This is a genomic window from Pseudomonas sp. CFII64, assembly GCF_000416235.1.
Classification (GTDB): Bacteria; Pseudomonadota; Gammaproteobacteria; order Pseudomonadales; family Pseudomonadaceae; genus Aquipseudomonas.
In genome coordinates this window covers 192,679-219,137 of record NZ_ATLO01000035.1, presented here as the reverse complement: position 1 = coordinate 219,137, position 26,459 = coordinate 192,679, and the positions used below count along the sequence as shown (strand labels likewise).

General features: G+C 60.6%; 19 protein-coding genes. 5 read left to right on the top strand and 14 right to left on the bottom strand.

Features of this window, described 5'->3' with window-relative positions; all coding sequences use genetic code 11:
- Positions 1 to 15 precede the first annotated feature (15 nt).
- Positions 16 to 5,892 (bottom strand): hypothetical protein, encoded by a 5,877-nt coding sequence (locus tag CFII64_RS16265; protein ID WP_020291900.1) that lies wholly within the window; start codon positions 5,890 to 5,892, stop codon positions 16 to 18.
- A gap of 219 nt (positions 5,893 to 6,111) precedes the next feature.
- On the opposite strand from CFII64_RS16265, the gene CFII64_RS16260 reads away from it, so the two are divergent.
- Positions 6,112 to 6,681, top strand: a complete 570-nt coding sequence (locus CFII64_RS16260; protein ID WP_020291898.1) for a DUF2780 domain-containing protein — start codon at positions 6,112 to 6,114, stop codon at positions 6,679 to 6,681.
- A gap of 1 nt (position 6,682) precedes the next feature.
- Here CFII64_RS16260 and CFII64_RS16255 read toward each other — a convergent pair whose 3' ends face one another.
- Entirely contained in the window at positions 6,683 to 7,576 is an 894-nt protein-coding gene (locus CFII64_RS16255; protein WP_020291897.1) for an acyltransferase, read from the bottom strand.
- Positions 7,577 to 7,852: 276 nt separating this feature from the next.
- On the opposite strand from CFII64_RS16255, the gene CFII64_RS16250 reads away from it, so the two are divergent.
- The 4 genes from CFII64_RS16250 (at position 7,853) to creD (ending at position 12,087) form a co-directional block, all read left to right on the top strand.
- Complete coding sequence (locus CFII64_RS16250) at positions 7,853 to 8,353, top strand: ATP-dependent zinc protease (RefSeq protein WP_020291896.1); 501 nt, start codon at positions 7,853 to 7,855, stop codon at positions 8,351 to 8,353.
- Positions 8,354 to 8,411: 58 nt separating this feature from the next.
- Complete coding sequence (gene creB / locus CFII64_RS16245; protein WP_020291895.1) at positions 8,412 to 9,092, top strand: two-component system response regulator CreB; 681 nt, start codon at positions 8,412 to 8,414, stop codon at positions 9,090 to 9,092.
- The gene (creC, locus tag CFII64_RS16240; RefSeq protein ID WP_020291894.1) at positions 9,092 to 10,507 is read left to right on the top strand and encodes a two-component system sensor histidine kinase CreC; all 1,416 of its coding nucleotides are present in this window, start codon (positions 9,092 to 9,094) and stop codon (positions 10,505 to 10,507) included. Before creB ends, creC begins: the two co-directional genes overlap by 1 nt.
- Positions 10,508 to 10,710: 203 nt before the next feature.
- Complete coding sequence (gene creD, locus CFII64_RS16235; protein WP_020291893.1) at positions 10,711 to 12,087, top strand: cell envelope integrity protein CreD; 1,377 nt, start codon at positions 10,711 to 10,713, stop codon at positions 12,085 to 12,087.
- 119 nt (positions 12,088 to 12,206) lie between these two features.
- Here creD and CFII64_RS16230 read toward each other — a convergent pair whose 3' ends face one another.
- The 12 genes from CFII64_RS16230 to CFII64_RS16180 form a co-directional block, all read right to left on the bottom strand.
- Positions 12,207 to 12,836 (bottom strand): glutathione S-transferase family protein, encoded by a 630-nt coding sequence (locus CFII64_RS16230; RefSeq protein WP_020291892.1) that lies wholly within the window; start codon positions 12,834 to 12,836, stop codon positions 12,207 to 12,209.
- Between the two features lie 66 nt (positions 12,837 to 12,902).
- Positions 12,903 to 13,079, bottom strand: a complete 177-nt coding sequence (locus CFII64_RS29810; protein ID WP_020291891.1) for a hypothetical protein — start codon at positions 13,077 to 13,079, stop codon at positions 12,903 to 12,905.
- Entirely contained in the window at positions 13,076 to 14,209 is a 1,134-nt protein-coding gene (locus tag CFII64_RS16225; RefSeq protein ID WP_020291890.1) for a PepSY domain-containing protein, read from the bottom strand. The genes CFII64_RS29810 and CFII64_RS16225 overlap by 4 nt, the downstream gene beginning before the upstream one ends.
- A 71-nt stretch (positions 14,210 to 14,280) precedes the next feature.
- Positions 14,281 to 16,722, bottom strand: coding sequence for a TonB-dependent siderophore receptor (locus CFII64_RS16220; RefSeq protein ID WP_020291889.1), 2,442 nt, complete (start codon positions 16,720 to 16,722; stop codon positions 14,281 to 14,283).
- Positions 16,723 to 16,823: 101 nt separating this feature from the next.
- Positions 16,824 to 17,828 (bottom strand): FecR domain-containing protein, encoded by a 1,005-nt coding sequence (locus CFII64_RS16215; protein WP_020291888.1) that lies wholly within the window; start codon positions 17,826 to 17,828, stop codon positions 16,824 to 16,826.
- On the bottom strand, positions 17,825 to 18,343 hold the full coding sequence (locus CFII64_RS16210) for an RNA polymerase sigma factor (RefSeq protein ID WP_020291887.1): 519 nt from the start codon (positions 18,341 to 18,343) through the stop codon (positions 17,825 to 17,827). The genes CFII64_RS16215 and CFII64_RS16210 overlap by 4 nt, the downstream gene beginning before the upstream one ends.
- Before the next feature lie 199 nt (positions 18,344 to 18,542).
- Complete coding sequence (locus CFII64_RS16205; RefSeq protein ID WP_020291886.1) at positions 18,543 to 19,364, bottom strand: putative electron transfer flavoprotein, beta subunit; 822 nt, start codon at positions 19,362 to 19,364, stop codon at positions 18,543 to 18,545.
- A complete protein-coding gene (locus CFII64_RS16200; RefSeq protein WP_020291885.1) occupies positions 19,354 to 20,574 on the bottom strand; it encodes an electron transfer flavoprotein subunit alpha/FixB family protein in 1,221 nt (406 codons plus the stop codon). The genes CFII64_RS16205 and CFII64_RS16200 overlap by 11 nt, the downstream gene beginning before the upstream one ends.
- Positions 20,574 to 22,520 (bottom strand): dimethylglycine demethylation protein DgcB, encoded by a 1,947-nt coding sequence (dgcB, locus tag CFII64_RS16195; RefSeq protein ID WP_020291884.1) that lies wholly within the window; start codon positions 22,518 to 22,520, stop codon positions 20,574 to 20,576. Before dgcB ends, CFII64_RS16200 begins: the two co-directional genes overlap by 1 nt.
- Positions 22,521 to 22,626: 106 nt before the next feature.
- Positions 22,627 to 24,687, bottom strand: a complete 2,061-nt coding sequence (gene dgcA, locus CFII64_RS16190) for a dimethylglycine demethylation protein DgcA (RefSeq protein ID WP_020291883.1) — start codon at positions 24,685 to 24,687, stop codon at positions 22,627 to 22,629.
- Positions 24,688 to 24,702: 15 nt separating this feature from the next.
- Positions 24,703 to 25,233: a DUF5943 domain-containing protein gene (locus CFII64_RS16185; RefSeq protein WP_020291882.1), complete on the bottom strand. Its 531-nt coding sequence runs from the start codon at positions 25,231 to 25,233 to the stop codon at positions 24,703 to 24,705.
- 92 nt (positions 25,234 to 25,325) lie between these two features.
- Positions 25,326 to 26,303 (bottom strand): dipeptidase, encoded by a 978-nt coding sequence (locus CFII64_RS16180; RefSeq protein ID WP_020291881.1) that lies wholly within the window; start codon positions 26,301 to 26,303, stop codon positions 25,326 to 25,328.
- Positions 26,304 to 26,459 lie beyond the last annotated feature (156 nt).

Sequence of the window (26,459 nt, the reverse complement as noted above, 5' to 3'; positions counted from 1 at the left end):
GTCGGTCTGGCAGCATCAAGATCGCACTGGCCGTACCAGCACCGAATAGTACTGATCCTGGGGATACGCATTGCTGTCGGGCCCTGGCGCGCCGCGCATCTGCTCAACCGACGAGTAAGACCGAACATTCCAGTTATGGCTGGCCGGGAGCCGGGTTGTCGATACCCCGCCCGCGCTGCTGCGCGATGGCTCGGACAAGTCCGTGGCGAGTACGCCAGTGACCGTTCCTTGCTGATCCACAAGCTTGCCGACGACGAACATGAAGTGGAATTCATAGTCCGAAGACGTACCCGCGCCCGCGTGCCGCTCGATAAAACCGATGCCTTGTCCGATGTCAGGAAATGCCTGTCCCTCGATGAAATAGTCGGAATGACCCTGCCTGGCGATCCAGCTATCCAGCGTCGTGGTCGAGATGTTCAACGACACCTCCCGCCCGTCATGCCGTGCGACTATCTCCACATTAGGATCGAGGGCAGTCGCCTGGCCTGAGCGCTCGCCTTCGTAATCGAATCCAGACTTCCCACCTGCGTATCTCGACACCAGATACTCGGTGCTGGAGATGCAGCTTTCCGGCACCTCGACTCTGGATTTGAGCGTCACGTAGCCATCCGGCCCAGGCGCGCTCTGGCTGAACAAGGTATCCGGAACGTTGAGCTTTCCATTTTGCAGCGTTTGGTTCTGCGTTAAATGCAGGTCCTGGTGGTGGACCTGCAATTCATTGTTGTTCCTGCGCTGCGCGGCTGTCAGTCGCCCACTGCGGGTGGTCGAGCGCTCGTAATTCCTGCAGCGGATGTCACCGAACACCTCCGGGCGCCAACTGCCGCCTTTGAGGCCGGGCCGGTTGATCAGCGTGAATTCGCGCCCTGCGGTGTGCCGGACCCAGGGATAAGCCCAGGTGTTAGCCAGCACCTTGCCCTCAGGCGGCACCAGGACAAAGACACTGTGCCGGTTGTCCCACACAGCCCGATACAGCCTACCGTTATCAAGTTGCACGTATTCCTTGCCGCCGCAGTTATAGCTGCCCTGGCGCGGCCCGGTAGTCACTGGCGTGGCAGTGGACAAATCGACTACAGCGCTGGCAATCGTCATGTTTCTGGTGTGGTGCGGGTAGTGGGCATCGTCAATGTGCAGCTGTAATTGCGCCGTCGTCAGGTGCGGCTTGTCGATGGGCGGCTCCAGGCTGGTCACCGAGCTGTAGTGATAACCTCGTTGTGAAGAAACGAAGATGCGCCGCGCATCGGCTTCCGAGACGTGCTCAACGGACAGAATCACCAGGTTTTTGAGCGCAGAGGGATCGGGGTAGTGGGCCTCGATGTGATCGATGATTGAGCCCGAACTGCTCACATGAAGCTCATCGTCCAGGCGGCCGAACTGGACGCTGAGATGTTCGGCACTCGAATGGGCGAAGTAGACTTTTTGTCCGTTCAACCCTTCTGCTTCGGCGATCAACAGATTGGCCGACCCCAAGGCCCGTTTCAGACGTTCGACCAAGGCGCTCCGGTCGCGAGCAAGAGGCGCGATGGATTCGTTCAGCGCCATCAAAGGCTCATGCAGACGCAATTGGCGCAGCACCTTCTCGCCCAGGCCCAAGGCATGAGGCTGCGACGCTGCGCCCCACTCGATGGTTCTGCCCAACAACGTATTAGCCAGCGCCGCCTGGTTGCGCGGGGCGAACAGAATCGCCTGTTCCTCAAGGGTGTCGAGCACGTAGAACGGGTTTTCAACGGTAGTGATGGCCGGTGGCAAGCCCGTCTTGATCTTGCCAACAGCCTCCAGGTTGCTCACGACCCATTGGGGATTACGCGCGAAGGCTTCGTTGGCTGCCTTCGCGCCATAAAACAACTCCAGGGCAAAGTCATCATGGGCCAGGCCGTTTCGGTACTCGATCTCGCTGTGCCATAGCTGTGGGGAGGCACGTTTTGGGTCGGCGTGAGGGCTGATCCTGTCCATTTTCAGCGCAACCGGCTGCTGCTCGGTCGAGGTTTCTCCGGGTGCCAGCGCCAGGAAGTTAGCCGCCGCCAGCGTGCCGCGATAATGCACGCCCCGGTCGGCTTCGATAATCAGCTCCTGCCCTCCTCCCTGGGTACGCGTCGCGAGCACACCCGCGACTGTCTTCCTGCCGACCAGGCCTTGCAGGGTTTCGCTGATCTCAACTGTGACGAACATGCCTTGGGCAGCGACAATTCTGACCTGAATTTCGGCCTGGTAGCGCGGCGTGGCGGGCAACGCGACGCTGGCCTCCAGACGAGTGCCGTCGGCGCGGATGAAACTCGTTTTACCACCGGCGCTGCCAGCCTGTTCCAGCACTTCGATATGGCCATCGCGTTCGGTGATGTATTTATGCTCGATGACACCGATGGCTACGTCCTGGCGGGATCGCTGGCCGTCGAGCGCCAAGACCTGCGTCGAAACCGTCTCCAGGGTGGCGATACAGTTGTCGTACCAACTCACGGCATTGGCCGGGGCCTGAAGGCGCTCGGGGCGGCCACTGAACCGGCTCGGAAACGCATCGGTATGAGCAAAGCGAGAAAACTGCGCCACGCCGTTATGAGCCTGCGTCGACTTTCGCCATTGCCCAGCCTCGATGTCCAGCGCGTGAAGCGGTCTTAACTCCGGCCCTGCGCCACCTCTGACCGTGCGATGCGCCTGGCCATTGAGCATGTATGTCTGTTCATGAGGGCCGCCCAGCAGCAACGCGCGCGCCCCGCCCTCGACAATCGCATTGCCATTCCAGTCCAGGCCGGTAACTTTCCTGCCCGTCGGGCGCTCGGAAATATGCCCGTCATCGTTGATCGCCCAGTACTGGCTGTTGGCCGACTGGCCAGACCGGGTATGTGACTCAGCGTCCGGCACGCGGGGCTCGTCGTGTCCGGCAACCGGCTCCTCGGTGTGATATTCGGGGCCGGACTCTGGTTCGGGACCGCGCGGTTCCTGCTCCTGCAGCGCAGGGTTCGGCATCTCCAGCGCAGACTCCTGATTGCGATACGCAACAGCCACCTTGAAACCTTGAATCACCGAAGCGCCGCAGTGCAGGGCCGAATGCATGCCCAGCAACAGGAAACCGAAGTTGCTCACCGACTCGGGAAAATCATTCGCCTTGATCGACGCATTGAGGGCCTGGATCTGCTGCCACATCGTCCACAGGTTGGTGCCCTGCAGCATCAGCGTGCCAAGCACTCTGGGCGGCATGACGCGGAATTTGAGCAACACCAGTTCAGCGAAAATATTCACCGTATCCAGCGCAATGCCCTCGGTATTTCCTTCGTAGATATCGAACCCCAGGTTGATGAAGTTACCCACAACCGGAATCAGCCCGCCGACCTGACGCACCACTTGCAGGACATGCTGCGCAGCGGTCGACATAGCCTGGATATCGTCGTTGTTGGCCCTTGCCCTCAGGAATGCCGCAAAGGCTGCAACGCTGACTTCAAGCCTGCGCTGTTCCAGGGGAGTCAGCAGTTCAATGCAGTAGAACGCCTGGTCGGACCCTGCCGAGGCGAGCACCCGTTGCTGCTCAAGCCGTTCGGCGGCGTTGCCGGAGGTCAGGACAAGCCTTTCGGCTTCCAGCGCCCTGAACTCGTCGATCGCCTTGAGCGTATAGGCTTCGACGTGCCGAACGAAAGCCTGTGCAGGCTGGGTCAATTCGGCGGGCAGGTCGCCGTTGTTGACGAACGCGATATTGGCATCGAACAGCCCCGCGAGTCGTTCCTTCAGGCTATCCACCGGGTCGGCATATCCCGTGCGGTCAGCGATGGCCTGCGCCAGCCCTCGCAACACCGCTTCGCAGTCATCGGCCAGGGCAACCTCCCGGCGCAGTTGTTCGTCGTAAACCACGCTGAGCAAGCTGCGATAGCCAAGGGACTTTTCAAAGCGCACCCATGTACCGGTATTTTTCCAGCCGGCGGCATAGCGAATAGTGAAGTGCGTTTGCGCGATCATGGCCCAGTGGCGCTCATCCAGCGCCAGATAACGGCATATTGCCCGGGAGACGAATTCAGGCTGGGTCGGTTGCAAGACCACTTTCAGCTGTTGTTGATGCTCCAGACTTTGCGCAACCACGCCGTAATAGACATTGACCACTTCTTTCAGGCGATTGAGGTACGCCGCATCGCGCTGCGCAAGCGGCAACCCGGGCAGGTCCTCACGATAATGCCGCAGCAGATGCTGTGCCGCCCGCGTCAATGTCTTGCATTGGGAGATATCCCAATTGGCATCGCGCAATTCACCGGTCACCTGCGCAAAATGCTCAGCGATGATTTCGTAAGACCCTTTGGCCAACGGATCCAGATACAAAAATGGCGGCTGCCTAGTGCGAATATCGAAGGCTGCAATGTCCAGCTCGCGTAAATCATGGCTGCGAAGGACGATATTGGGCACGATCAATTCGACGCTCAATGCTTCGATATAAATCGCGCCTTCACCCTCGACATATTTAAGTGTGTTCTCCATGTACAACGCCAGCTGTTCTTCGGCTTTGCTGAAGTAGTCAGAAAGGTCTGCAGCATTCCACGGGTTGGCGGTGTGTTGTTCGCGGTAGGTATCTGCCTGACCGTCGCTGTCTTCAACGAACAGTTTGAGGGTGACGCCACCGGCTTCTTGCAGCAGTGCCAAAAGTGCCTTTTCGTTGTTCTCCTGTGAGGCGCCGAAATGTGTGTAGCTGGCGAGCAAACGGCGATATCGCTCAAGGTGCCACTGACTCTCCTTTTTAATCTCTTCGCCGATCACGCTGTAATCGTGATTGGCGCTGGCTTCGACCGTGCGCTGGCGAAATGTATAGATTTTGGACGTATCCAGGACAAAGCGCGGTTGCTCGGCAATGGTGAAAGGCAGCGCCGGACTGACATCGACACGTTGCCCACGGGATTCTTTGGGCATCAGATCGGCAATGGCCTTGTCCAGACCTTGCCGTCTCGCCGTCCCAGGAACGACAACACCGTAATAGGCGAGCAGGCAACGCAGCGAAAGCGCTCCATCCTCGCGGATCAGCAGGTAGTCGTTGACCGACGCCTGCGTCAGCAGCGGAGCAAGATTGTCGAACGCGTGGGTGAGCAAAAGCGCTCTCAATTCTCCGTCCGGCAGTGTGCAACTGACGGCCTTGCCGCCGCGGCAGATGCCGTGGATTTTCATGACATAAACATGCTGCCCGGTGCCCGGCAGGATATGCAGCATGCACATGAACGGCTTGCTGAAGTCCAGCTGCCTCGCGTTGTAAACAGTGAGCCGATTGCGCAGACGGCTCGTGTTCAGACGGCCCAGAGGATCATTTTGATCCTTCCCGACAGCTCGCCCGGGATCCTGTGCGAACTGGACAAGCGTATGGAAACGCCTCAAGAGCGCACCGAAAGCGGCGGCGATGGCAAAAAGCGGAGATTGCCCATCCACGTCTACCACGGTTCTATCGGTAGCGAGCGTACCCGAGGCGATATCCCGCCGCCGCGCACGCATTTGATTCACTAACCTGGCGTAGTCGCTTTTGGTGCGGTCTATCTGGGGCGTCGTTACGCGCACAGGGGGTTGGCGTTGGTTGCGCCTGACAATTTCAAGCGCCGTTCGCGCCATCTGTTGGTGCTGTCTAACAGAGATGGGCTTGGCCGGGACTGCGTGGGTAGCACCTGGATACGGCAGTAAATCGGCGGATCGCTCAAGGCGCGCTGAATCGCTCTCCGGACTTTGCAGCGCATCGTCAAACAGCAATGTCTGCACACTCTCCACCAGCTCGGTGTCGTGCGCACAATGCGGGTAGGGGCTGGCCGCGCCCAGCGCCTGGATTTCCTCGAACAAGGTGCAGTAGCCCTGACGCGGCATTCGCAGGATTTCCAGTATCTGAGCGTCATTGTCTGCAACGGTCATCCAGTCGCTGCACGGCTGGAAGGGTGACGGGTTGGGGGCCATTGTCGATTGCTCCATGCAGGGTTGAAGGCTAACCCTGCCGGGCCTGGGTACGAACGAGGTATTACATAGTTGTTCGAGCCTGTGACCTGCTTCCTGGATTGGCTGCGCCATGCTGCCGGTCTGGCATCAGACGAACGCAAGGAACATTCCCCCGCTGTGCTCGGTCAAACACGTGTTTTTACCGGCTTGCCGGATTTTTCCGTTTGAGGGGTTGTTTCGATGAAGATTTCACGCGGTGTAGCACTGGCAACGTTGATGGCTCTGGCCGCAAGTCCGGTGTTCGCCTTCAACCTGAACGACGCAGCCAATGCCGTTTCCAACGCCAGCAGCGGCAATCAGAAAGCGACCGCCGCACCCGAAGCTGCGGGTTTGCTGAATTTGCTGGGCAGCAATCTGAATGTCACCCCGGAACAAGCCGTCGGCGGTACGGGCGCGCTCTTGGGCCTGGCGAAGAACAAACTCGCGGGCAACGATTACAGCCAGTTGAGCAAAGCGGTGCCGGGCCTGGATCAGCTGGCCGGAAACAACGCCCTGAGCAGTCTGGGCAACCTCAATGGGCTAGGCGCGCTGTTAGGCGGCTCGGGCGACAACGCCAGCAGCTCCATCCTCAATAGCGCGTTGGGCAATGTGCAGAGCATGGGCGACGTGAACAAGGCGTACTCCGCGCTGGGCATGGACAGCTCGATGGTCAGCCAGTTTGCTCCGCTGATTCTGCAATACCTCGGCCAGCAAGGCGCCGGTGGCTCAGCACTGCAAAGCCTCGGCAGTCTGTGGGGCACCGGCAGCTGATTCAGTCTGCCAGCGCATCGCCCCGCAACAGGGTGATGCGCGCATCTTTGTCCAGCCACAGCTGGTTGACCCAGCCCTGCACTTTTTCGCGAAACAGCGGATCGTTCTCGTAATCGCCTTGCCATAACGCGGGATCAAGTTCCCGGGTCTGAATGTCGATGATCACGCGCGGCACTTGCCCGCAGAGTAAATCCCAGAAGCCCGGAATCCGCTCGCTCGGGTAAACCACGGTCACGTCCAGAATCGCATCCAGCTGTTCACCCATCGCCGCCAGAACGAACGCCACGCCGCCCGCCTTGGGTTTGAGCAAGTGCGAATACGGCGAGTTCTGCTGCGCGTTTTTCGCCGTGGTAAAGCGCGTCCCTTCCAGATAGTTGACCACGGTGACCGGCTGACGCTTGAACAGATCGCAGGCCTGACGCGTGATCTCCAGATCATGGCCTTTGAGCTCAGGGTGTTTGGCGAGGAACGCCTTGCTGTAGCGCTTCATGAACGGGTAATCCAGCGCCCACCAGGCCAGGCCCAGCAGCGGGACCCAGATCAATTCCTTTTTCAGGAAGAACTTGAAGAAGGGCGTGCGCCGGTTCAATGCTTGAATCAACGCCGGGATATCCACCCAGGACTGATGGTTGCCGATGACCAGATACGACGTGTCGCCGCGCAGATTTTCATCGCCGCGCACTTCCCAGCGCGTCGGGATGCACAAGGCGAAAATCAGCTTGTCGATCTCGGCCCAGGTCTCGGCCATCCACATCACCGCCGAGGACATGCGATCACGCATGTGCCCCTGAAAGATCAGCTTGAGCAGAGCAAAAATCAGTAGCGGGCCGATCATGACCAGCGTGTTAAGCAGCAACAGCAGCGTGACAAAACAGCCGGTGAGCAGACGGCGCATAAAAAACTCTTACAATTTTTCGGGCAGCCATCATAAAGAGCCCGGGGGTCAACGCCAAATCCATTGGTCGTCGACAAATGTTTCACGAGGTTACGGTTAAGCTGCGGGCAGCGAACGAAGTTGAGTCCTGATGTCTAAAAACGCAGCTATTGTGGGAGCGAGCTTGCTCGCGAAGAACGATAACCGGGTATACCTGTTTCACCGAGGCGTCTGATTCGCGGGCAAGCCTCGCTCCAACAGGTAGCCGTATTCCAACCGAGAAAAGGTACCACCCACGTGAAATCAATCCTGGCGCTTTTGTCTGTGCTGGCCTTGCCGGTCATGGCCGCCGAGCCGACGCTGTACGGTCGTTACGAATACATCAAGGTCGCGGAGTTCGGCGAAACCTTTCAGGCCAAGATGGACACCGGCGCGCTGACCGCGTCGTTATCAGCCAAGGACATCGAACTGTTCCAGCGCGACGGCGATGACTGGGTGCGTTTCCGTCTGGCCACCAAGGACGCCAGCAACAAGGTGTACGAGCACAAGGTCTCGCGCATCAGCAAGATCAAAGGTCGCTCCGATGGCGAGGACGACGACGAAGCCATCGACCCGACCAAGCGCCCGGTAGTCGACCTGGAGCTGTGCCTGGGCGATAAAAAACGCACCGTCGAAGTCAATCTGGTGGATCGCAGCCATTTCAACTATCCCCTATTGATCGGCGCCAAGGCCCTGCGCGAGTTCGGCGCGGCAGTCAATCCGGCGCGACGCTATACCGCTGACAAACCCGATTGCTGATTGACGTTCGCCGCTGATCCCGGCACCGTTTCGTCCTCACCTCAAGTGCTCGGATGCCATGCCGCATATTTTGATTGTCGAAGACGAAGCGGCGATTGCCGACACCCTGATCTACGCCCTGCAAAGTGACGGCTTCACCACGTCCTGGCTGGGCCTCGGTCAGGCGGCGGTGGAGCATCAACGGCGCACGCCGGCGGACCTGATCATCCTCGACATCGGCTTGCCGGATATCAGCGGCTTCGAAGCCTGCAAGCAACTGCGGCGGTTCAGCGAAGTGCCGGTGATGTTCCTCAGCGCGCGCAATGGTGAGATCGACCGGGTGGTCGGGCTGGAGATCGGCGCTGACGATTACGTGGTGAAGCCGTTCAGCCCGCGGGAAGTGACGGCGCGGGTTCGGGCGATTCTCAAGCGCATGCTGCCGCGCCCGGTCGCCGCCGCATTGAGCGAGTTGTTTCAGGTTGACGCCGAACGCGTGCAGATCAGCTATCGCGGCCAGCCGCTGAGCCTGACTCGCCATGAGTTTCGGTTGCTGCACTGTTTACTGGAGCAACCCGAACGGGTGTTCAGCCGCGAGCAATTACTCGACGCAGTGGGCGTGGCCGCCGATGCCGGTTACGAGCGCAGCATCGACAGCCACATCAAAAGCCTGCGCGCCAAACTGCGCCTGATCGCCGCCGACGCCGAGCCGATCCAGACCCATCGCGGCCTCGGCTACAGCTTCAGCCCTGGACACAGCTGATGTCCCTCAGCCTGCGGATTTTTCTGGTGTACGCGGTGTTCATCGGCCTGACCGGTTACTTCGTGCTCAGCACCGTGATGAAAGAAGTGCGCCCCGGCGTGCGCCAGTCCACCGAAGAAACCCTGGTGGACACGGCCAACCTGCTGGCGGAAATCCTGCATGACGACGTCAAGTCCGGCACCTTGAGCCAGAGCCGCTTCCCTGACGCGCTCCGGGCCTATGGCTTGCGCCAGCCCGCCGCAACCATCTGGGGTTTGCCGAAGAATCAGGTCAACAACCGCATCTACGTCACCGACGCCAAAGGCATCGTGCTGCTCGATTCCAGTGGTGAAGCGGTCGGCCAGGATTACTCGCGCTGGAACGATGTGTTGCTGACCTTGCGCGGCGAATACGGCGCGCGCTCGACCCGCAGCGACGCCAACGATCCGAACTCGTCGGTGATGCATGTCGGCGCGCCGATTCGCGATAACGGCGCGATCATCGGCGTGGTCACGGTGGCCAAACCGAACAGTTCGCTGCAGCCTTATGTGGACCGCGCCGAGCGGCGCTTGCTGTGGTACGGCGGCGGCTTGATGGCGCTGGGGCTGCTGCTGGGCGCGCTGTTTTCCTGGTGGCTCAGCTCGGCGTTGCGCCGCCTGACCGATTACGCCCAAGCGGTCAGCGAAGGACGGCGCGCCGAGTTGCCGCATTATCGTGGCGGCGAATTCGAACAGCTATCCACGGCTGTGGAACACATGCGCACGCAGCTGGAGGGCAAAGCTTACGTCGAGCGCTATGTGCACACCCTGACCCACGAATTGAAAAGCCCGCTCGCGGCGATTCGTGGCGCTGCCGAGCTGTTGCAGGACGACATGCCCGCCGACCAGCGCCAGCGTTTTATCGGCAACATCGAAGGCGAAAGCGCGCGCATGCAGCAGTTGATCGAACGCCTGCTGAATCTGGCGATGGTCGAGCAGCGTCAGGGCCTGGAAGAACGGGTCGCCGTGGCGCTGGGCGAACTGATCGATGAACTGCTCAACGTGCAAAGCGTACGCATCGAGCGGTTAAATCTGCGAATTGAAAAAAACATCGCCAACGATCTGCAACTGATCGGCGAGCGTTTTCTGTTACGCCAGGCGCTTGCCAATCTGTTGGAAAACGCACTGGACTTCACGCCTCAAGGCGGACTTTTACGCTTCAGCGCCGAACGAAGTGCGAGCGGGATTCAGTTCAGCCTGTTCAACAGCGCCGCCCCGATCCCCGACTACGCCCTGCCGCGCCTGAGCGAGCGCTTCTACTCCCTGCCCCGCCCGGACAGCGGCCGCAAAAGCACCGGTTTGGGACTTAACTTCGTCGAAGAAGTGGTGCAGCTGCACGGCGGCGAGCTGCGCATCGGCAATGTTGAGGGTGGCGTTCTGGTGACAGTGCTGTTTTAACGGGATCTGCGTTGGTAAACCCGACGCCTTCCCGGACAAGTCCGGTCCTACCGAGCCATACACAGTCTGGTAGGAGGGGACTTGTCCCCGAAAGGGCCGGTGCAAGCGCTGAAGATCGCGATCTCCACACAATCCCCACAAACCCCTCATCAACCCTCCACACAGCGCTCGCAGAATCTCCCCATCAAAACAGGGAGAGACCCATGAATCGAAGTCTGGCTATAAAACTGGGAATGATCGCGCTGCTGATCGTTCTGCTGTTGATTCCGTTGTTGATGATCGGCGGGCTGATCGGCGACCGGCAGGCACAGCGCGACGACGTCTTGCGGGATATCGCGCGCAGTTCCAGCTTCAGTCAGCAGTTGGCCGGGCCGATTCTGGTGGTGCCGTTTCGCAAGACCGTGCGCGTCTGGAAGACCGACCCCAAGACCAACGAACGCTTTCAGGAAACCGCCCAGGAGCGCGGCGATCTGCATTTCTTGCCCGACCGCTTTGAACTGGACGGCAAGGTGCAGACCGAACTGCGTTCCCGGGGGATTTACGAGGCGCGACTGTTCCATGCCGATAATCGGGTCAGCGGCCATTTCGCCGTGCCGGAATTTTTCGGAATTACCGAGGACTTCGCTGACTATCAATTTGACGCGCCATTCCTGTCGGTCGGGATCAGCGATATTCGCGGCATCGAAAATGCCCTGAAATTGCAGCTCGACGATCAGCAACTGGACTTTGTTCCCGGCTCGCGCCTGCAATGGCTCGGCGAAGGCGTCAGCGCCAGCTTGCCGGTTCTGGATGGCAAACTCGCCAGACAACTCAACTTCGCCTTCGACTTGAAACTGCAAGGCACCGAATCGTTGCGCGTGCTGCCGGTGGGCAAGTCCAGCACGGTGCAGTTGTCCGCCGACTGGCCGCACCCGAGCTTTATCGGCAACTACCTGCCGACCCGACGGGAGATTTCTGCCGAAGGTTTCAACGCCAGCTGGCAGGCTTCGTTCTTCTCCACCAACCTTGAAGAAGCGCTGAGTCGTTGCCTGCAAGCGGCGCAATGCGACGACTTCAACCAGCGTACCTTGGGCGTGAGTTTCATCGATCCGGTGGATCAATACCTGAAAAGCGACCGCGCGATCAAATATGCGCTGCTGTTCATCGCGCTGACGTTCGCCGGATTTTTCCTGTTCGAAGTGCTCAAGAACCTGGCGGTGCATCCGATCCAATATGCGTTGGTTGGCGCGGCGCTGGCGTTGTTTTATCTGATGCTGCTGTCGTTGTCCGAACACCTGGGCTTTGCCTTGGCATATCTGCTCTCGGCCAGCGCTTGCGTGTTGTTGATCGGTTTTTATGTGTGTCACGTGCTGCGCAGCGTGCGCCACGGATTGGGTTTCGCCCTGGGGCTGGCGGCGCTTTACGGCTTGCTTTACGGCCTGTTGAGTGCCGAAGACTACGCGCTGTTGATGGGTTCGCTGCTGCTGTTTGGTCTGCTCGGCGTGTTCATGGTCCTGACCCGCAAACTCGACTGGTACGGCCTCACGCCAAACAAACCCGCCAAACCACTGGAGTTCGACATCGAGGCCGCCCATGAGTAACTGGCTCGGATTGCGCGAAGATCAGGCCCAGGCGAGAAACCTGGTGCTCAGAATTGCCAGTCTGTTTCCTGCACCGCCGCCGACCGCTGTGATTCAGCGATCCGCAGACGGCCGCTCAATCAGACGCTGGGCTGGGTCGCCAACATCGAAGGCCGTTGACTGACTTCGCCATACCAACTGGCCAGGCGCGGATAGCTGCTGCGCCAGCCGAGGTTGGGCTGGCGGAAGTCCAGATAACCCAGGGCCGCCGCGACGCTGATGGACGCCACATCGAAGGCTGAACTGAGTTCGGTGATGGCGTCCTGCTCGAAATAACTCAGGGCGCGGTCGATTTTCTGCTGCTGGTTGTCGAGCCACAAATCCCAATGTTTCTCGACGGGACGCAAGGCGGTTTCATAACGGATCAGCAGTGCGGCATCCAGCAGCGCATCGGCCAGAGACGCCAGGGTCAGACGCCGCCAGCGCGCGGAGCCTTCCCGAGGGATCAGTGGATTGCCGACGTGCTGCTGGTCCAGATAATCGAGAATCACCCGACTGTCGTGGAATACATTGCCGTCGGCCAGCCGCAGGGCCGGAATCTTGCCCGCCGGGTTATCAAGGTTCAGCTCGGCAATCGGATTAACCGGCGTCAAGGGCACCGGCAACAGCGCCACCCGATCCAGCTGACCGGTTTCATGCAGCAGGACCATAACCTTGCGGGCGAAGGGTGAAGCTGCGTTGGTGTACAACGTCATGGTCGGCGCGGACATGGGTGTTCCTCGAATGAGACGGCTGTCTAGACTAGCCAGCACCCCGCCCGTCCGCAATGGCTGGTTTCAGGTCCTGCGCACCAGCAAACCGCGAACGCTCAGGATTGCCGCAATGCCCATTCCCAGCCAGGCCAGCGTGTCCCACCAGCCGTCGCCGAGCAACGCAGCGAACAGCCCGAACGCGATCAAGAGGCCGATCAGCAACGGCATGGCGAACACATGGCGCATGGTCGAACGCTTCATTGCACGGCTTCCGCTTGCGGGACGCTGACCGGCCGCGCCGCCTTGCGTCGCACCCACCACAGATAAACGCCGCTGCCGAGGACGATAATGGTCAGCACATCCAGCGCCGCCCAGAGAATCTTCATCGGCATGCCGCCGTAATCACCGAAGTGCAGCGGCTGCGACATGCCCAGCGCGTCCATGTACCAGGGCCGCTCGACCACGGCGGTGACGTCCAGGGTTTTCGCGTCGATCAACACCGGCGTGGCCAGGTGCTTGGTCAAATGCGTGTTGCCCTTGAGGAACACCGCGTAATGGTGCTCGCTGGAAAAGCGTGTGCCGGGGAAGGCAATGAAATCCGCTTCCATGCCCGGCGCGGCGGCTTCGGCGATGCTCAGCAGGTTGGTCGCCGGCGCGCGCTGGGTCAGCGCGGGCGCATCTTTATAAGGGGCGATCATCGCCGCCAGACTGTCGTTGCGCCACGACGAAATCAACAGGTCGGCGCAGGCGCTGATCACGCCGGTAACACCCACGACAAGCGCCCAGGTCAGGGTCACGACACCGATCAGGTTATGCAGGTCGAGCCAGCGCATGCGCGTGGATTTGTCCGCGCGCACGGTGGCGAACTTGAGTTTGCGCATGAACGGCGCATACAGCACCGTCCCGGAAATAATTGCCAGCACGAACAGGAAACCCATGAACGCCAGCAGCAATTTGCCGGTCAGCCCGGCGTACATGTCCACGTGCAGGCGCAGCATGACCATCATGAACCCGCCGTTGGCCGACGGTATTTCGTAGGCTTGGCCGGTGCGCGAATCCATCATGAAGGAGTGCGAAGAATTGGGCTCGGTGCCCGCTGTCTTGGCCATGATCGCCCAGACGCCGTTGGCGTTGTCCTCGTCCCAGCCGAAATATTGCATGACGTCGCCCGGTCGATACGCTTCGGCGGCTTCGACCAGCTTTTCCAGATTCAGATGCGGCGTGTCGGCCGGCATCTCCTTGAATTCCGGCTCGTTGCCCAGCAGGTGATCGATTTCATGGTGAAAAATCAACGGCAACCCGGTCACCGCCAGCATCAGCAGGAACAGGGTGCAGATCAGGCTGGTCCAGGTATGAATGAACGACCAGCGGCGCACGGTTTGGCTTTTCATATGTTTGATTCCAAATGCAAAAGGCCGGCGCGTGTGCGCAGGCCCTTGTCTTCACTGGCGAATCCGTTAATTCACCATTTGTAATTGACGCTGGCCAGCACGTTGCGCCGGTCGCCGTAGTAGCAATAGAAGCCATCACAGGTCGACAGGTATTCCTTGTCGAATACGTTGTTGGCGTTGACCGCGACGCTGACGCCTTTGAGCGAATTATTCAGGCGACCCAGGTCGTAATGCACGGCGGCATCGTACACGGTATAGGAATCGGTATGGCCGTCGGACTTGTCGCGGACAAACGCCAGGCTGCCCAGCGCCACGTTGTCGGTTTCGCCGATGTAACGCGCGCCGAAGCCCAGGCCGAAACCATCGAGCACGCCCGTATGCCAGGTGTAATCAGCCCAGATTGACGCCTGGTTTTCCGGGGTCAGCGGCAATGGACGATTCTTGTCCAAAGGATCGCCGACCTTGGTCATCTTGCTGTTGGCGTAGGTGTAGGACGCGGTCAACTTGAGGTTCTCGTTGACGTTGCCCACCGCTTCCAGCTCGACGCCACGCACCTGCGCTTCACCCAATGGACGGCTGGTGCCAAAGGTATCGCTGAGCACGATGTTCTTGCGGGTCAGGTCGTACAGTGCTGCCGTGAACAACATGCTGCTGCCCGGCGGTTGATACTTGATGCCCAGCTCGTATTGCTTGCCGGTGCTCGGTTCGTAGGCTTCGCTGGTGGCGGTGTTGCCGCCCTGCTCGGCCTGGAACGACTCGGCGTAGGAAATGTACGGCGCGAAGCCGGAATCGAACACATAGCTCAGCGCTGCGTTGCCACTGAAAGCGTTATCGCTGCGGGTGTCCTTGATACCGGTCTCGTGGAAGTCGGTGTCGGTATCCAGCCAGTCCTGACGACCGCCCAGGGTCAGACGCCAATTATCCAGAGCGATCTGGTCTTGCAGATACAGGCCGGTGTCGCGGGTTTTCTGGCCGTAGTTCTGGAAAGCGCTATAAGCGACGTTGCTGAAGTCCTGGCCATAGACCGGATTGATGATGTTGCTGGTCGGCGCGCTGCCGAACAACCATTTGTAGTTGTGGTTGATGCGTTGGTGATCCAGGCCGATCAACAGCGTGTGCTTGAGCACGCCGGTATCGAAGTCGGCCTGGAAGTTGTTGTCCACGGCAAACTGGCTGATGTCTTCGTTGACCACGTTGGCGCCACGCGACAAGGTGCCATCGGCGGCAACCGAACCGTAGAAACCACCGGCCGTGATGCCCTGGAACGCCAGGTCGCTCTTGGTGTAACGCAGGTTCTGCTTGAACTGCCACACGTCATTGAGGCGATGTTCGAAGGCGTAGCCCAGCGCGTAATAGGTTTTGTCGTAGAACTCCCACTCTGGATCGCCAAGGTTCTTGTGGTATTTCACTTCGCCGGCCGGAGTCGACAGCTTGGTGCCTTCCAGCGGCAGGAACTGGCTGGTGATGCCGGTATCGTCGCGGTTGAACTGGCTGAGGAAGGTCAGCTTGGTGTCCGGATCGATGTTCCAGGTCAGGCTCGGCGCCAGGTTGTAGCGCTTGTCGTCGATGTGCTCGACGGACGTGCCGCTGTCACGCACCACGCCGCTGACCCGATATTCGAACACGCCCGCGTCATCAATCGGGCCGGTGCTGTCGAAACTGATCTGCTTGCGGTTGTAGCTGCCGACCTGCGCCTGGATCTCGTGACTGGCGACGGCCTCGGGACGGCGGCTGACCATATCGAGCATGCCGCCGGGCGGGGTCTGGCCATAGACCGACGAAGCCGGACCGCGCAGAACCGAGACGCGCTCCAGATCCCAGGTTTCCAGCTTGGGCATGACGTACACGCCTTTGGGCAACGGCAGGCCATCGAGTACTTGCGTCGGTTCGAAACCGCGGATCTTCAGCCACTCGGCGCGGCTGTCGCTGCCGTAACTGCTGGCGGTGACACCGGGCATGTAGCGCACGGCGTCGTCGAGGTTTTGCACGGCGCGATCTGCCATTTGCTCGCGGGTCGCCACGGAAATCGAACGCGGCGCTTCGAGAATCGGCGTATCGGTCTTGCTGCCCGACGCCGTGCGGGTCGCGGCATAACCGGCCACCGGCCCCAACGCCGTTTCGCCGGCGACGCCCTGGCCTTGAATGGTGGTTTCCGGCAACGCCACGGTGCCTTCCGGCGCGGCCATCAGGCTGTAGCTGCCGACAGAGCTCTGCACCAGTTGCAGACCGGTGCCGCGCAGCGCCTGACGCAACGCGCCGGAAGCATCGAACTGGCCCTGAACCGGCGACGAAGTACGCCCGGATGCCAGAGACGGGTCCACCGCCAGCGTCAAGCCAGCCTGACTGGCGATCTGATTCAGCGCCGAGGACAGCGGCCCGGCTGGCAGGTTGTAAGCGCGCACGCTCGATGCCTGTTCTGCGGCGATCAAATGGGTGCTGGTCAGCGGAGTGGTCAGGGCAATCGCCACGGCCAACAGGCTGGGTCGCAAAAGGGTTTCAAGCGTGCGGGACATATTCGGCTCCTGGATGGAAACGGTTCTCAATGTCTATGTGCCGGACGAAATTCAAAAAGTGATAGGGCCAATCGAAAATAATTGTGATTAAGATTAGTGTTTCAAAGTTTTACAGGCACCGCCTGATCGCTTTTAGGGTCTTTGCCCGTGACTGTCACCCACCAATGCGTGTGCTGCACGATCTGCACCGGCAACGCGGGCATCAATGCCTTGAGCGCCAGATCGGTGTTGTTCAGCGGGAAACTGCCGGTGATGCGCAAGTCGGCCACTTGCGGCGCAACGCCCAGATATCCCGCCCGGTAGCGGCCCAGTTCAGCCACCAGATCGGCCAGACGCGCGTTTTCCACCACCAGCATGCCCCGCGTCCAGGCATCCGCGCCGGGTTTGAGGGCCAGCATCGGGCCGAGGCCGTCACGGCTCATGAACATTTGCTGACCTTCGCGCAGTATCTGCTCGCGCGGGTCATGCGGAGCCTGGGCGGCGACCGCTGATTGCAACACGCTCAGCAGCGTGCCGTCGTTTTCCCGGCGGACCAGAAACCGCGTGCCCAGCGCGCGCATCCGGCCATCGCGGGTTTCGACGATGAAGGGGCGCGGGTCGTCGTGGTTGCCGGTCTCTACAAGGATTTCGCCGTCCTGCAGGACCACCCGGCGCTGCTGCGCATCGAAACGCACGTCGATGGCGCTGTGGGTGTTGAGCCGGATCACGGTGTTGTCGGCCAGCCGCACACTGCGTTGTTCGCCGGTGGCGGTGCGTTGGTCAGCAAGCCAGTAGTCCAGCGGGAGATAACGATCGCCAACGAACAAGGCCAGGCCGCAGGCCAGTAGCACACTGGCCAATCCGCCACCCAGCTTGCGCAGTTGACGCCGCGCGGTGCCGTGGGATTGCAGCAAGGCGTTGCGTGCAGGACCGTTCTGGACTGCAAAATGCTGATCGAGCAGACCCAGCTGCATCCAGGCGCGGGCGTGTTCTTCGTGTGCCGTTATCCATTGAGTAAAGGCTTCGCGCTCGGCCGCGCTGCCGTTGCCGCGATCCAGACACAGCTGCCAGGCAATGGCGGCATCCAGAACATGGGAGGCCACCGGGCGAGAGTTGACGCTGTTCATAAGGGTTGGCCGTACAACGCCACGTAACATTGGCGAATGCCTTGGGCCAGATATTGCCGTACCCGTGGCACGGAAACCCCCAGCCGTTCGGCGATCTCGCCGTGGGTCAGGCCGTCCAGACGGTTATACAGAAACGCCGCCCGCGCCTTGCTCGACAGCTTGCCGAGCAAACGGTCGATGGCCTTGAGGTCTTCGAGGATCAGGTGTTGTGCTTCCAGCGACGGCTGCTCGGCTTCGGGGATCAGCATCAGTTCGTTGAGGTAGGCCTGTTCGAGCGCTGCGCGGCGGAAGTAGTCGAACAGCAGGCCCTTGGCGACCGCCACCAGAAAAGCCCGAGGCTCATTGGGCGTTCTCAGCTCGTCGCGGCCCAGCAGCCGAACGAAGGTGTCCTGACTCAGATCCTCCGCACGCTGCGGGCAGGCAACATTGCGCCGCAGCCAGGCCAACAGCCAGCCACGGTGGTCGCGATACAACGCGCCAACGATCTCACTTTGAGTGCTTTGGGCTGATGACACGAACGACCCCGAAGAATTGCATTAACTAACGAGAATTATTCGCGATTGTGTCAGAGCCAGGGAATGCTGGCAATTGGCGCTTGTCGGTTGGCTCCGCAGGACCGGCTTTAGCCGGGAGGGCAATCGTTCTGGCGACGGAGCTGCTGCGACTCAAATGGCCTCCTCCCGGCTAAAGCCGGTCCTACAGTGTCCTTACCAATTACCTGACCACACCCTCTTCAACCAACAATTTGAGAATCGCTTCGGCGCCTTCCTGGGGGGTGACGCCTTTGAGGACTTGCCCGCCGCCACCGCTGGCTTTGGCCGTTGCGGCTTTCATGCGATCCGCGCCGCTTTTGGCCTTGATCACTTTCAGGCGTTTGGGCCGGGGCTTGGCCGGTTGCAGGGATGAATCGATAAGCAGCTCATCCGTCACGATCTCGACGTGCTCAACGTCCAGGCCGCCGCGTTGCGCCGGGCCGTAAGCGCTTTGCCGGGGTTTGGGCGCGGCGTTATCCACGGTTGCCAGAAACGGCAGACGCACTTTCAAGCGTCGACGTTGGCCGCGAGGCAAGGCTTGCAGCACCTGCGCGACACCATTGCTGACCGACTCCACTTCCGCCATACCGACCACCAGCGGCCAGCCGAGATTTTCCGCCAGCAGGAACGGCAGCATGCCCGAGCCTTCGCCGGTTTCCGCCTGGCTGCCGGTGAGCACCATCTGCACCCCGGACTCGCGGATGTAATCCGTCAGCGCAGGCAGCGCGTCGGCATTTTCCGGTTGTTCCAGCACATGCAGTTCATCCAGGCCCATGCCCAGATAAGCGCGCAAAGCAGGTTCTTCGGCATTGCCGGCGTGCAGCACGTGCAGGTTATTGCCGGCCAGTTGCAAACCCAGCTCGACGGCGCGGGCGTCCTGTTCGGCGCGACGGGCGCGACCGGAAGTCGGGTGCGCGCCGATGGACACCAGGCTGATCACGTGCAAACTGGTTTTATCCACAGGCAGGCTGCTGTTGGTTGCAGCAATAGGCTCAGGCCGCATCTCGTTTTGCTCCATTGCGCCATATTTCGACCGCTTCGATCAGCGCTTTGAGAATCTCCGCGCTTTCGCCGATTACCGACAAATCCGCACGCTTGATCATGTCGCAACCTGGGTCGAGATTGATCGCCACGACCTTGTCGCACGCGCCTATCCCTTGCAGATGCTGGATCGCGCCGGAAATACCGACCGCGACGTACACCCGCGCAGTCACCCAGGTACCGCTGGCGCCGACCTGCCGATCACGAGCCATGAAGCCGTCGTCCACCGCGACCCGCGAAGCACCTTCGGTCGCGCCGAGGGCCGCAGCCGTCTCGTGAAACAGGTCCCAATCCTTGACGCCGTTGCCGCCGGAGAAGATGAACTCGGCCTCGGCCATGGGAATGACCGCCGGATCAACCGCGACCGCGCCCAGATCTTCAATACGCGACAGGCTGCGCGCCACGGCTGTGGATAACTCCACCGGCAGGGCTTCATGACGGGTTTCGCTGACCGGCTCGGCGCATTCGACACCGGCCAGAATCAGTCGCGCCAATGGCCTGGCCAGGTCCTCGCGACCCGCACCGGCACGGCCGATGCACTGGTTATCGGTGACTTGCCAGACCCGCGTCGCCGGCCGTTCGCCCAGGCTGGCGGCGAATCGACGACCCAGCTCACCGCCACCGCTGCGACTGTCCGGCAGCAACCAATGCCGTGGGCTGAACTGGTTATCCACAGCCCGCAGACCTTGAACTCGTTGCTCCGGGGCATAACCGCTGAACTCAACGCCATCAAGCACCAGCAAGCGATCAACGCCCGCCGTGCCGAAAGTGTTTTCCTTGTGCTCGCCGAATACCACGGCCAGCACCGCGCCGGTCTGCCCGGCCAATTGATGGGCGAGCCCGAGCAGATCGCGGTCATGGGCACTCAGGCGTCCGCCGACCATGTCCGGCACCACACTTATATAGAAGGCCGGTTCGACGACTTGATGCAGCGGCAATTGCACTTCGGCAGCCGCTGAGCGTTTGACCACGCCGCCTTGCTGCGCGCCGCTGCGGTCAATGCGTTTGATGCCGTTGGGTCCGATGAAACCAATGCCGTGCACATTCTTGCGCATCAGGCCGTTGGGGCCCATCCAGCTGCTTTGGCTCGGCTGCATGGCCGCGTGCAAGGGATGCAAGCGGTTGCGGGCGATCCATTCAGCACGAGGGTCGCGGCGGATAATGTCGCTCATCAATGCACCTCCGCAGGTTCACGTTTGATCGGCGCGGGTTTGTTGGGGATAACGTCTTCCAACAGCGCATCAGCGACCAGTTCGGCAATGTCCTTGATCAGCGGACGGGGTTCGACCACGCCTTCAAGCATCGCCGTGCATTGCGGGCAACCGACGGCCACCAGTTCGGCGCCGGTTTCGCGGATGTCTTCCATGCGCATGTCGGGAATCCGCTGCTTGCCGGGAATGTCGGTGATCGGCGCACCGCCGCCCCCGCCGCAGCAGCGCGAGCGAAAACCGGAACGCTGCATTTCCTTGATCTCGATGCCCAGCGCGCGCAGCACATCACGCGGCGCTTCGTACTCGCCGTTGTAGCGGCCCAGATAACAAGGATCGTGATAGGTCACGCTGGTGCCTTTGTGCTGGCCCAGATTCAGTGCGCCATCGCCGATCAGTTCCGCCATGTAAGTGCTGTGGTGCTGCACGAGGTAGTTGCCATCGAACGCGCCGTACTCGTTTTTCAACACGTGGAAACTGTGCGGATCGCAGGTGACGATGCGCTTGAAGCTGTACTTGGCCAAGGTCTGGATATTACGTTTGGCGAGCATCTGGAATGTGGCTTCATCACCCAGGCGGCGAGCCACGTCGCCGCTGTCGCGTTCTTCCAGGCCAAGTACCGCGAAGTCGACTTTGGCGGCCTTGAGGACTTTGACGAAGGCGCGCAAAGTGCGCTGGTTACGCATGTCGAACGCGCCGTCGCCGACCCAGAACAGCACGTCGACGGACTTCTTGTCGGCGAGCAGATTCAGGTTCAAATCCGCCGCCCAGTTCATCCGTCCGCCCGGCGCGAAACCGCCGGGATTGTCGGTGGCGATCAGGTTTTCCAGCACTTCGGCGCCCTTGTTCGGCGTCGCGCCTTTTTCCAGAGTCAGATGGCGGCGCATGTCGACGATGGCGTCCACGTGCTCGATCATCATCGGGCATTCTTCAACGCAAGCCCGGCACGTGGTGCAGGACCATAAAGTTTCGGCGTCCACCAGACCATCGACGATGGGTTGATGAGGATTGCCGCTGTGCTCGCCGATCTTCTTGCCCGGATAAGCACTGCCGGCGAAGTTCGCATCGGTGCCGCCCGCCAGACCGACGACCATGTCTTGAATGAGCTTTTTCGGGTTTAGCGGCTGGCCGGCGGCGAAGGCGGGGCAAGCGGCTTCGCACTTGCCGCACTGCACGCAGGCGTCAAAACCGAGCAGTTGGTTCCAGGTGAAATCCTTGGGTTTTTCCACGCCCAGCGGCGCGGTCTTGTCATTCAGGTCCAGCGGTTTGAGGCCGGTTGAACGACCACCGCCAAAGCGCTCGGCGCGACGGTGCCAGGCCAGGTGCAGCGCGCCCGCGAAGGCGTGCTTCATCGGTCCGCCCCAGGTCATGCCGAGGAACAATTCGCACACGCCCCACAACACGCCGACGCCCAGAATCGCCGCCAGCACCCAACCGCCGAAATTTTGCGGAAGAATACCCGCCACCGGCAAGGTCAGCAGGAAGAAACTCGCCGAGAACGCCAGCAGGCTTTTCGGCAAGCGCATCCACGGGCCTTTGGACAGGCGCGCGGGTGGGTTGAGCCGCCGCAGAAACATGAAGATCGCGCCGCCGAACATCACCGCCGATGCGATCAACAGGGCAAAGCCGAGAATGCGGTTCTGCAGGCCGAAACCATGCACCAGAATCGCCAGCGCAATGGACGCCACCGCGCCGCCAGCCGTGGCCACGTGAGTGTTGGCGATGTATTTATCGCGAGCCACCACATGGTGCAGATCGACCATGTAGCGTTTGGGCATGGCCAGCAGACCGCCGAGCAGATCGACTGCCGAGGCTCGGCCATTGCGCCACATTCTTACCCGCCGCACCGCGCCGAGGACAGCAAGGCCCAGGGCGGCGAACAGCAGGATGGGGAGAAGAGTGTTTAACATTGAGGTGCCCTCAAGCTTCAAGCCGCAAGCTTCAAGCCACAAGAAAGAGCAGCTGCAACCGCTGTGCTTTTACTTGCAGCTTGAGGCTTGTAGCTTGCGGCTGCCGTTAGAAATCCTTGCAGAGACGCAAGCCGTCATAGATCGCGGCATGGGTATTACGCTGCGCCACGCAATCGCCGATGCGGAACAGCAGATACCCGTCACCCGGCTCGCTCAAACAGGGCTGCGGCTGGATGGCGAACAAGGCTTCGATGTCGATCTGGCCTTTGTTGCGCGAGGCTTCCTTGAGGGCGTAGTAGATTTCTTCGTCAGGCCGCACGCCGTTTTCGACGACCACCTGATCCACCACCCGCTCCTCTTTGGCACCGGTGTATTCGTTCTCCAGCACCGCCACCAGCTTGTCGCCTTCGCGGTAGACCTTTTCCAGCATCATGTCGCCGGTCATGATCACTTCCTTGGGATACATGCTGCGGTAGTACGTCGGGAATGACGTACCGCCGATGGCAACGCCCGGCTTGATGTCGTCGGTGACGATCTCGACCTGGCAGCCTTTATCGGCCAGGAAATCGGCGGCGGACATGCCGGTAAACTCGCAAATGGTGTCGTAGACCAGCACGTTCTTGCCCGGTGCCACCTTGCCGTCGAGGATGTCCCAACTGCTGACCACCAGGCCTTCAGCCGCGCCCCAGTGTTCGTTCTGCTCCAGAAACGGATGACCGCCCACCGCCAGCACCACGATATCCGGGCGCAGATCGAGGATGGTCGCCGCGTCGGCAGCCGTGCCCAGACGCAAATCGACTTTCAGGCGTGCCAGTTCCAGCTGGAACCAGCGGGTGATGCCGGCGATCTGGTCACGTTGCGGCGCTTTCGAGGCGGTGGTGATCTGCCCGCCGATGAATTCCTTCTTCTCGAACAGCGTCACGTCATGGCCGCGCTCGGCGGAAACCCGTGCGGCTTCCATGCCCGCCGGACCGGCACCGACCACCACAACCTTGCGTTTGACGCCGGTGGATTTCTCGATGATGTGCGGCACGCCCATGTATTCACGGGACGTCGCGGCGTTCTGGATGCACAGCACGTCCAGGCCTTGGTACTGGCGGTCGATGCAGTAGTTGGCGCCGACACATTGCTTGATCTGATCGATCTGGCCCATCTTGATCTTGGCGATCAGGTGCGGGTCGGCAATGTGCGCGCGGGTCATGCCGACCATGTCCACGTAGCCGCCTTCGAGAATCCGCGTGGCCTGATTCGGATCCTTGATGTTCTGCGCGTGCAGCACCGGCGACTTGACCACTTCCTTGATACCGGCCGCCAGATGCAGGAACGGCTCCGGTGGATAACTCATGTTCGGGATAACGTTGGCCAGGGTGTTGTGGGTGTCGCAACCCGAGCCCACGACGCCAATGAAATCGATCATGCCGGTATCGTCGTAGTACTTGGCGATTTCCTTCATGTCTTCGTGGCTCAAGCCATCGGGATGGAACTCGTCGCCGCACAGACGCAGGCCAACGCAGAAATCGGGGCCGACTTCCTTGCGCACGGCCTTGATCACTTCCAGACCAAAGCGCATGCGGTTTTCGAAGCTGCCGCCCCACTCATCGGTACGCTTGTTGACGCGCGGGCTCCAGAACTGGTCGATCATGTGCTGGTGCACGGCGGACAGCTCGACGCCATCCAGGCCACCGGCCTTGGCCCGCGCCGCAGCGCTGGCGTAGTTGCCGATCACGCGCCAGATTTCTTCCGGCTCGATGGTCTTGCAGGTCGCGCGGTGCACCGGCTCGCGGATGCCCGACGGCGACAGCAAGGTCGGCCAGTGATCGCCATCCCAACGGGAACGGCGGCCCATGTGGGTAATCTGGATCATGATCTTGGCGCCGTGCTTGTGCATGGCGTCAGCGAGATTCTGGAAGTGCGGGATGATCTTGTCGGTCGCCAGGTTGACCGATTTCCACCAGCCTTGCGGGCTATCGATAGCGACGCTTGACGAGCCGCCGCAGATCGCCAGGCCGATGCCGCCCTTGGCTTTCTCTTCGTAGTACTTCACGTAGCGGTCAGTGGTCATGCCGCCATCGGTCGCGTAGACCTCGGCATGGGCCGTGCTCAATACGCGGTTGCGGATAGTCAATTTACCGATTTGAATCGGCTGGAACATCGCTTCGAAAGCCATTTTGCGTACCTCGACTTACAACGGCTTGACGATAAACAGGCCGTCGTCGTGACCTTCTTCCGAACCGCCGTAGACCTGCTCGGCCACGGTGCGGATCGAACTGCCCTTGGCGGCGAGGATCTGGTCCATGGCACCGGCGAACCAGCCGGTGAACATGTAATCGACCTTGCGACCGACCTTGCCGTAGACGTACACGAAGCACGAGTGCTCAAGCTTGATGCTGGCGGTGCCTTTTTCCAGGTCGATGTCCTGGATCTTGAACAGGCCCCAGCCGCGCTGCGACAGCCGCTTCATGTAATGCTCGAACACCGCAACGCCTTCCAGGCCGTGGCATTCGGCTTCTTTTTCACACCAGTGCCAAGCGGATTTGTAGCCGGCCTTGTAGAGAATGTCGGCGTAGGCATCAGCGCCCAGCACTTCTTCGATGCCCATGTGGTTGTTGACGAAAAAGTGGCGCGGCACGTAGAGCATCGGCAATGCGTCGGAGGTCCAGACACCGGTTTCGCTGTCGACTTCGATAGGCAGTTGCGGGGCGATTTTAGCCATGGGGTCAAACTCCAGAAATTCGGGGGTCGCCCACTGCGAAAATGGCAGTGGGATATTCAATTCATCGAGGGTTGCGGTCTGGCGTCGGTGGGTTATTCGCCCCAGACGTCTTTCAATACGTTGACCCAGTTTTCGCCCATGATCTTGCGCACCACGCGCTCGGGATGGCCGCGTCTGAGCAGGGTTTCGGTCAGGTTCGGGAACTCGCCCACGGTGCGGATGCCCAGCGGGTTGATGATCTTGCCGAAACTGGTCAGGCGGCGCGCGTAGCCCTTGTCGTGAGTCAGGTATTCGAAGAAGTCCTGGCCATGGCCCTGGGTGAAGTCGGTGCCGATGCCGATGGAGTCTTCGCCGACGATGTTCATCACGTATTCGATGGCTTCGGCGTAGTCGTCGATGGTGGAGTCGATGCCTTTGGCGAGGAACGGCGCGAACATGGTCACGCCGACGAAACCGCCGTGATCGGCAATGAACTTCAGCTCTTCGTCAGACTTGTTGCGCGGGTGTTCTTTCAGGCCGGACGGCAGGCAGTGCGAATAGCAGACCGGTTTTTTCGATTCGAGGATGACTTCTTCGGAGGTCTTGGAGCCCACGTGGGACAGGTCGCACATGACGCCGACGCGGTTCATTTCGGCGACGATTTCACGACCGAAACCGGACAGTCCGCCATCACGTTCATAGCAACCGGTGCCGACCAGGTTCTGGGTGTTGTAGCACATTTGCACGATACCGACGCCCAGCTGCTTGAAGATCTCGACGTAGCCGATCTGGTCTTCATACGCATGGGCATTCTGGAAGCCGAACAGGATGCCGGTCTTGCCCTGTTCCTTGGCCTTGCGGATGTCGGCAGTGGTGCGCACCGGCATGACCAGGTCGCTGTTCTCGCGCATCAGTTTCTGGCTGGTGCAGATGCTGTTGATGGTGGCCTGGAAACCTTCCCATACCGAGACTGTGCAGTTGGCCATGGTCAGGCCGCCCTTGCGCATGTCTTCAAACAGCTCACGGTTCCACTTGGCAATGATCAGCCCGTCAATAACGATGCTGTCGGCGTGCAGTTCGGCTGGGCTCATCAGGCTGTCCCCTTATTAGGTGCTTGCGCGCCGAAACGTATGTCGGCGCTATTGGGGCCAGCATATGCCGGAGGGTCAGGCGAGCCGGGTGCAAAAACGACAGGGGGTTTGCCGAAAGCGTCAAGAAACGACAATGGGCGACAGGACGCCGCTGCC

What these genes read in the sequence shown, in the direction of transcription:
- CFII64_RS16265 (WP_020291900.1), bottom strand. Translation starts at nt 5,892, where the DNA reads ATGGCCCCCAACCCGTCACCCTTCCAGCCGTGCAGCGACTGGATGACC.
- CFII64_RS16260 (WP_020291898.1), top strand. Translation starts at nt 6,112, where the DNA reads ATGAAGATTTCACGCGGTGTAGCACTGGCAACGTTGATGGCTCTGGCC.
- CFII64_RS16255 (WP_020291897.1), bottom strand. Translation starts at nt 7,576, where the DNA reads ATGCGCCGTCTGCTCACCGGCTGTTTTGTCACGCTGCTGTTGCTGCTT.
- creB (WP_020291895.1), top strand. Translation starts at nt 8,412, where the DNA reads ATGCCGCATATTTTGATTGTCGAAGACGAAGCGGCGATTGCCGACACC.
- creC (WP_020291894.1), top strand. Translation starts at nt 9,092, where the DNA reads ATGTCCCTCAGCCTGCGGATTTTTCTGGTGTACGCGGTGTTCATCGGC.
- creD (WP_020291893.1), top strand. Translation starts at nt 10,711, where the DNA reads ATGAATCGAAGTCTGGCTATAAAACTGGGAATGATCGCGCTGCTGATC.
- CFII64_RS16230 (WP_020291892.1), bottom strand. Translation starts at nt 12,836, where the DNA reads ATGTCCGCGCCGACCATGACGTTGTACACCAACGCAGCTTCACCCTTC.
- CFII64_RS29810 (WP_020291891.1), bottom strand. Translation starts at nt 13,079, where the DNA reads ATGAAGCGTTCGACCATGCGCCATGTGTTCGCCATGCCGTTGCTGATC.
- CFII64_RS16225 (WP_020291890.1), bottom strand. Translation starts at nt 14,209, where the DNA reads ATGAAAAGCCAAACCGTGCGCCGCTGGTCGTTCATTCATACCTGGACC.
- CFII64_RS16220 (WP_020291889.1), bottom strand. Translation starts at nt 16,722, where the DNA reads ATGTCCCGCACGCTTGAAACCCTTTTGCGACCCAGCCTGTTGGCCGTG.
- CFII64_RS16215 (WP_020291888.1), bottom strand. Translation starts at nt 17,828, where the DNA reads ATGAACAGCGTCAACTCTCGCCCGGTGGCCTCCCATGTTCTGGATGCC.
- CFII64_RS16205 (WP_020291886.1), bottom strand. Translation starts at nt 19,364, where the DNA reads ATGCGGCCTGAGCCTATTGCTGCAACCAACAGCAGCCTGCCTGTGGAT.
- CFII64_RS16200 (WP_020291885.1), bottom strand. Translation starts at nt 20,574, where the DNA reads ATGAGCGACATTATCCGCCGCGACCCTCGTGCTGAATGGATCGCCCGC.
- dgcB (WP_020291884.1), bottom strand. Translation starts at nt 22,520, where the DNA reads ATGTTAAACACTCTTCTCCCCATCCTGCTGTTCGCCGCCCTGGGCCTT.
- dgcA (WP_020291883.1), bottom strand. Translation starts at nt 24,687, where the DNA reads ATGGCTTTCGAAGCGATGTTCCAGCCGATTCAAATCGGTAAATTGACT.
- CFII64_RS16185 (WP_020291882.1), bottom strand. Translation starts at nt 25,233, where the DNA reads ATGGCTAAAATCGCCCCGCAACTGCCTATCGAAGTCGACAGCGAAACC.
- CFII64_RS16180 (WP_020291881.1), bottom strand. Translation starts at nt 26,303, where the DNA reads ATGAGCCCAGCCGAACTGCACGCCGACAGCATCGTTATTGACGGGCTG.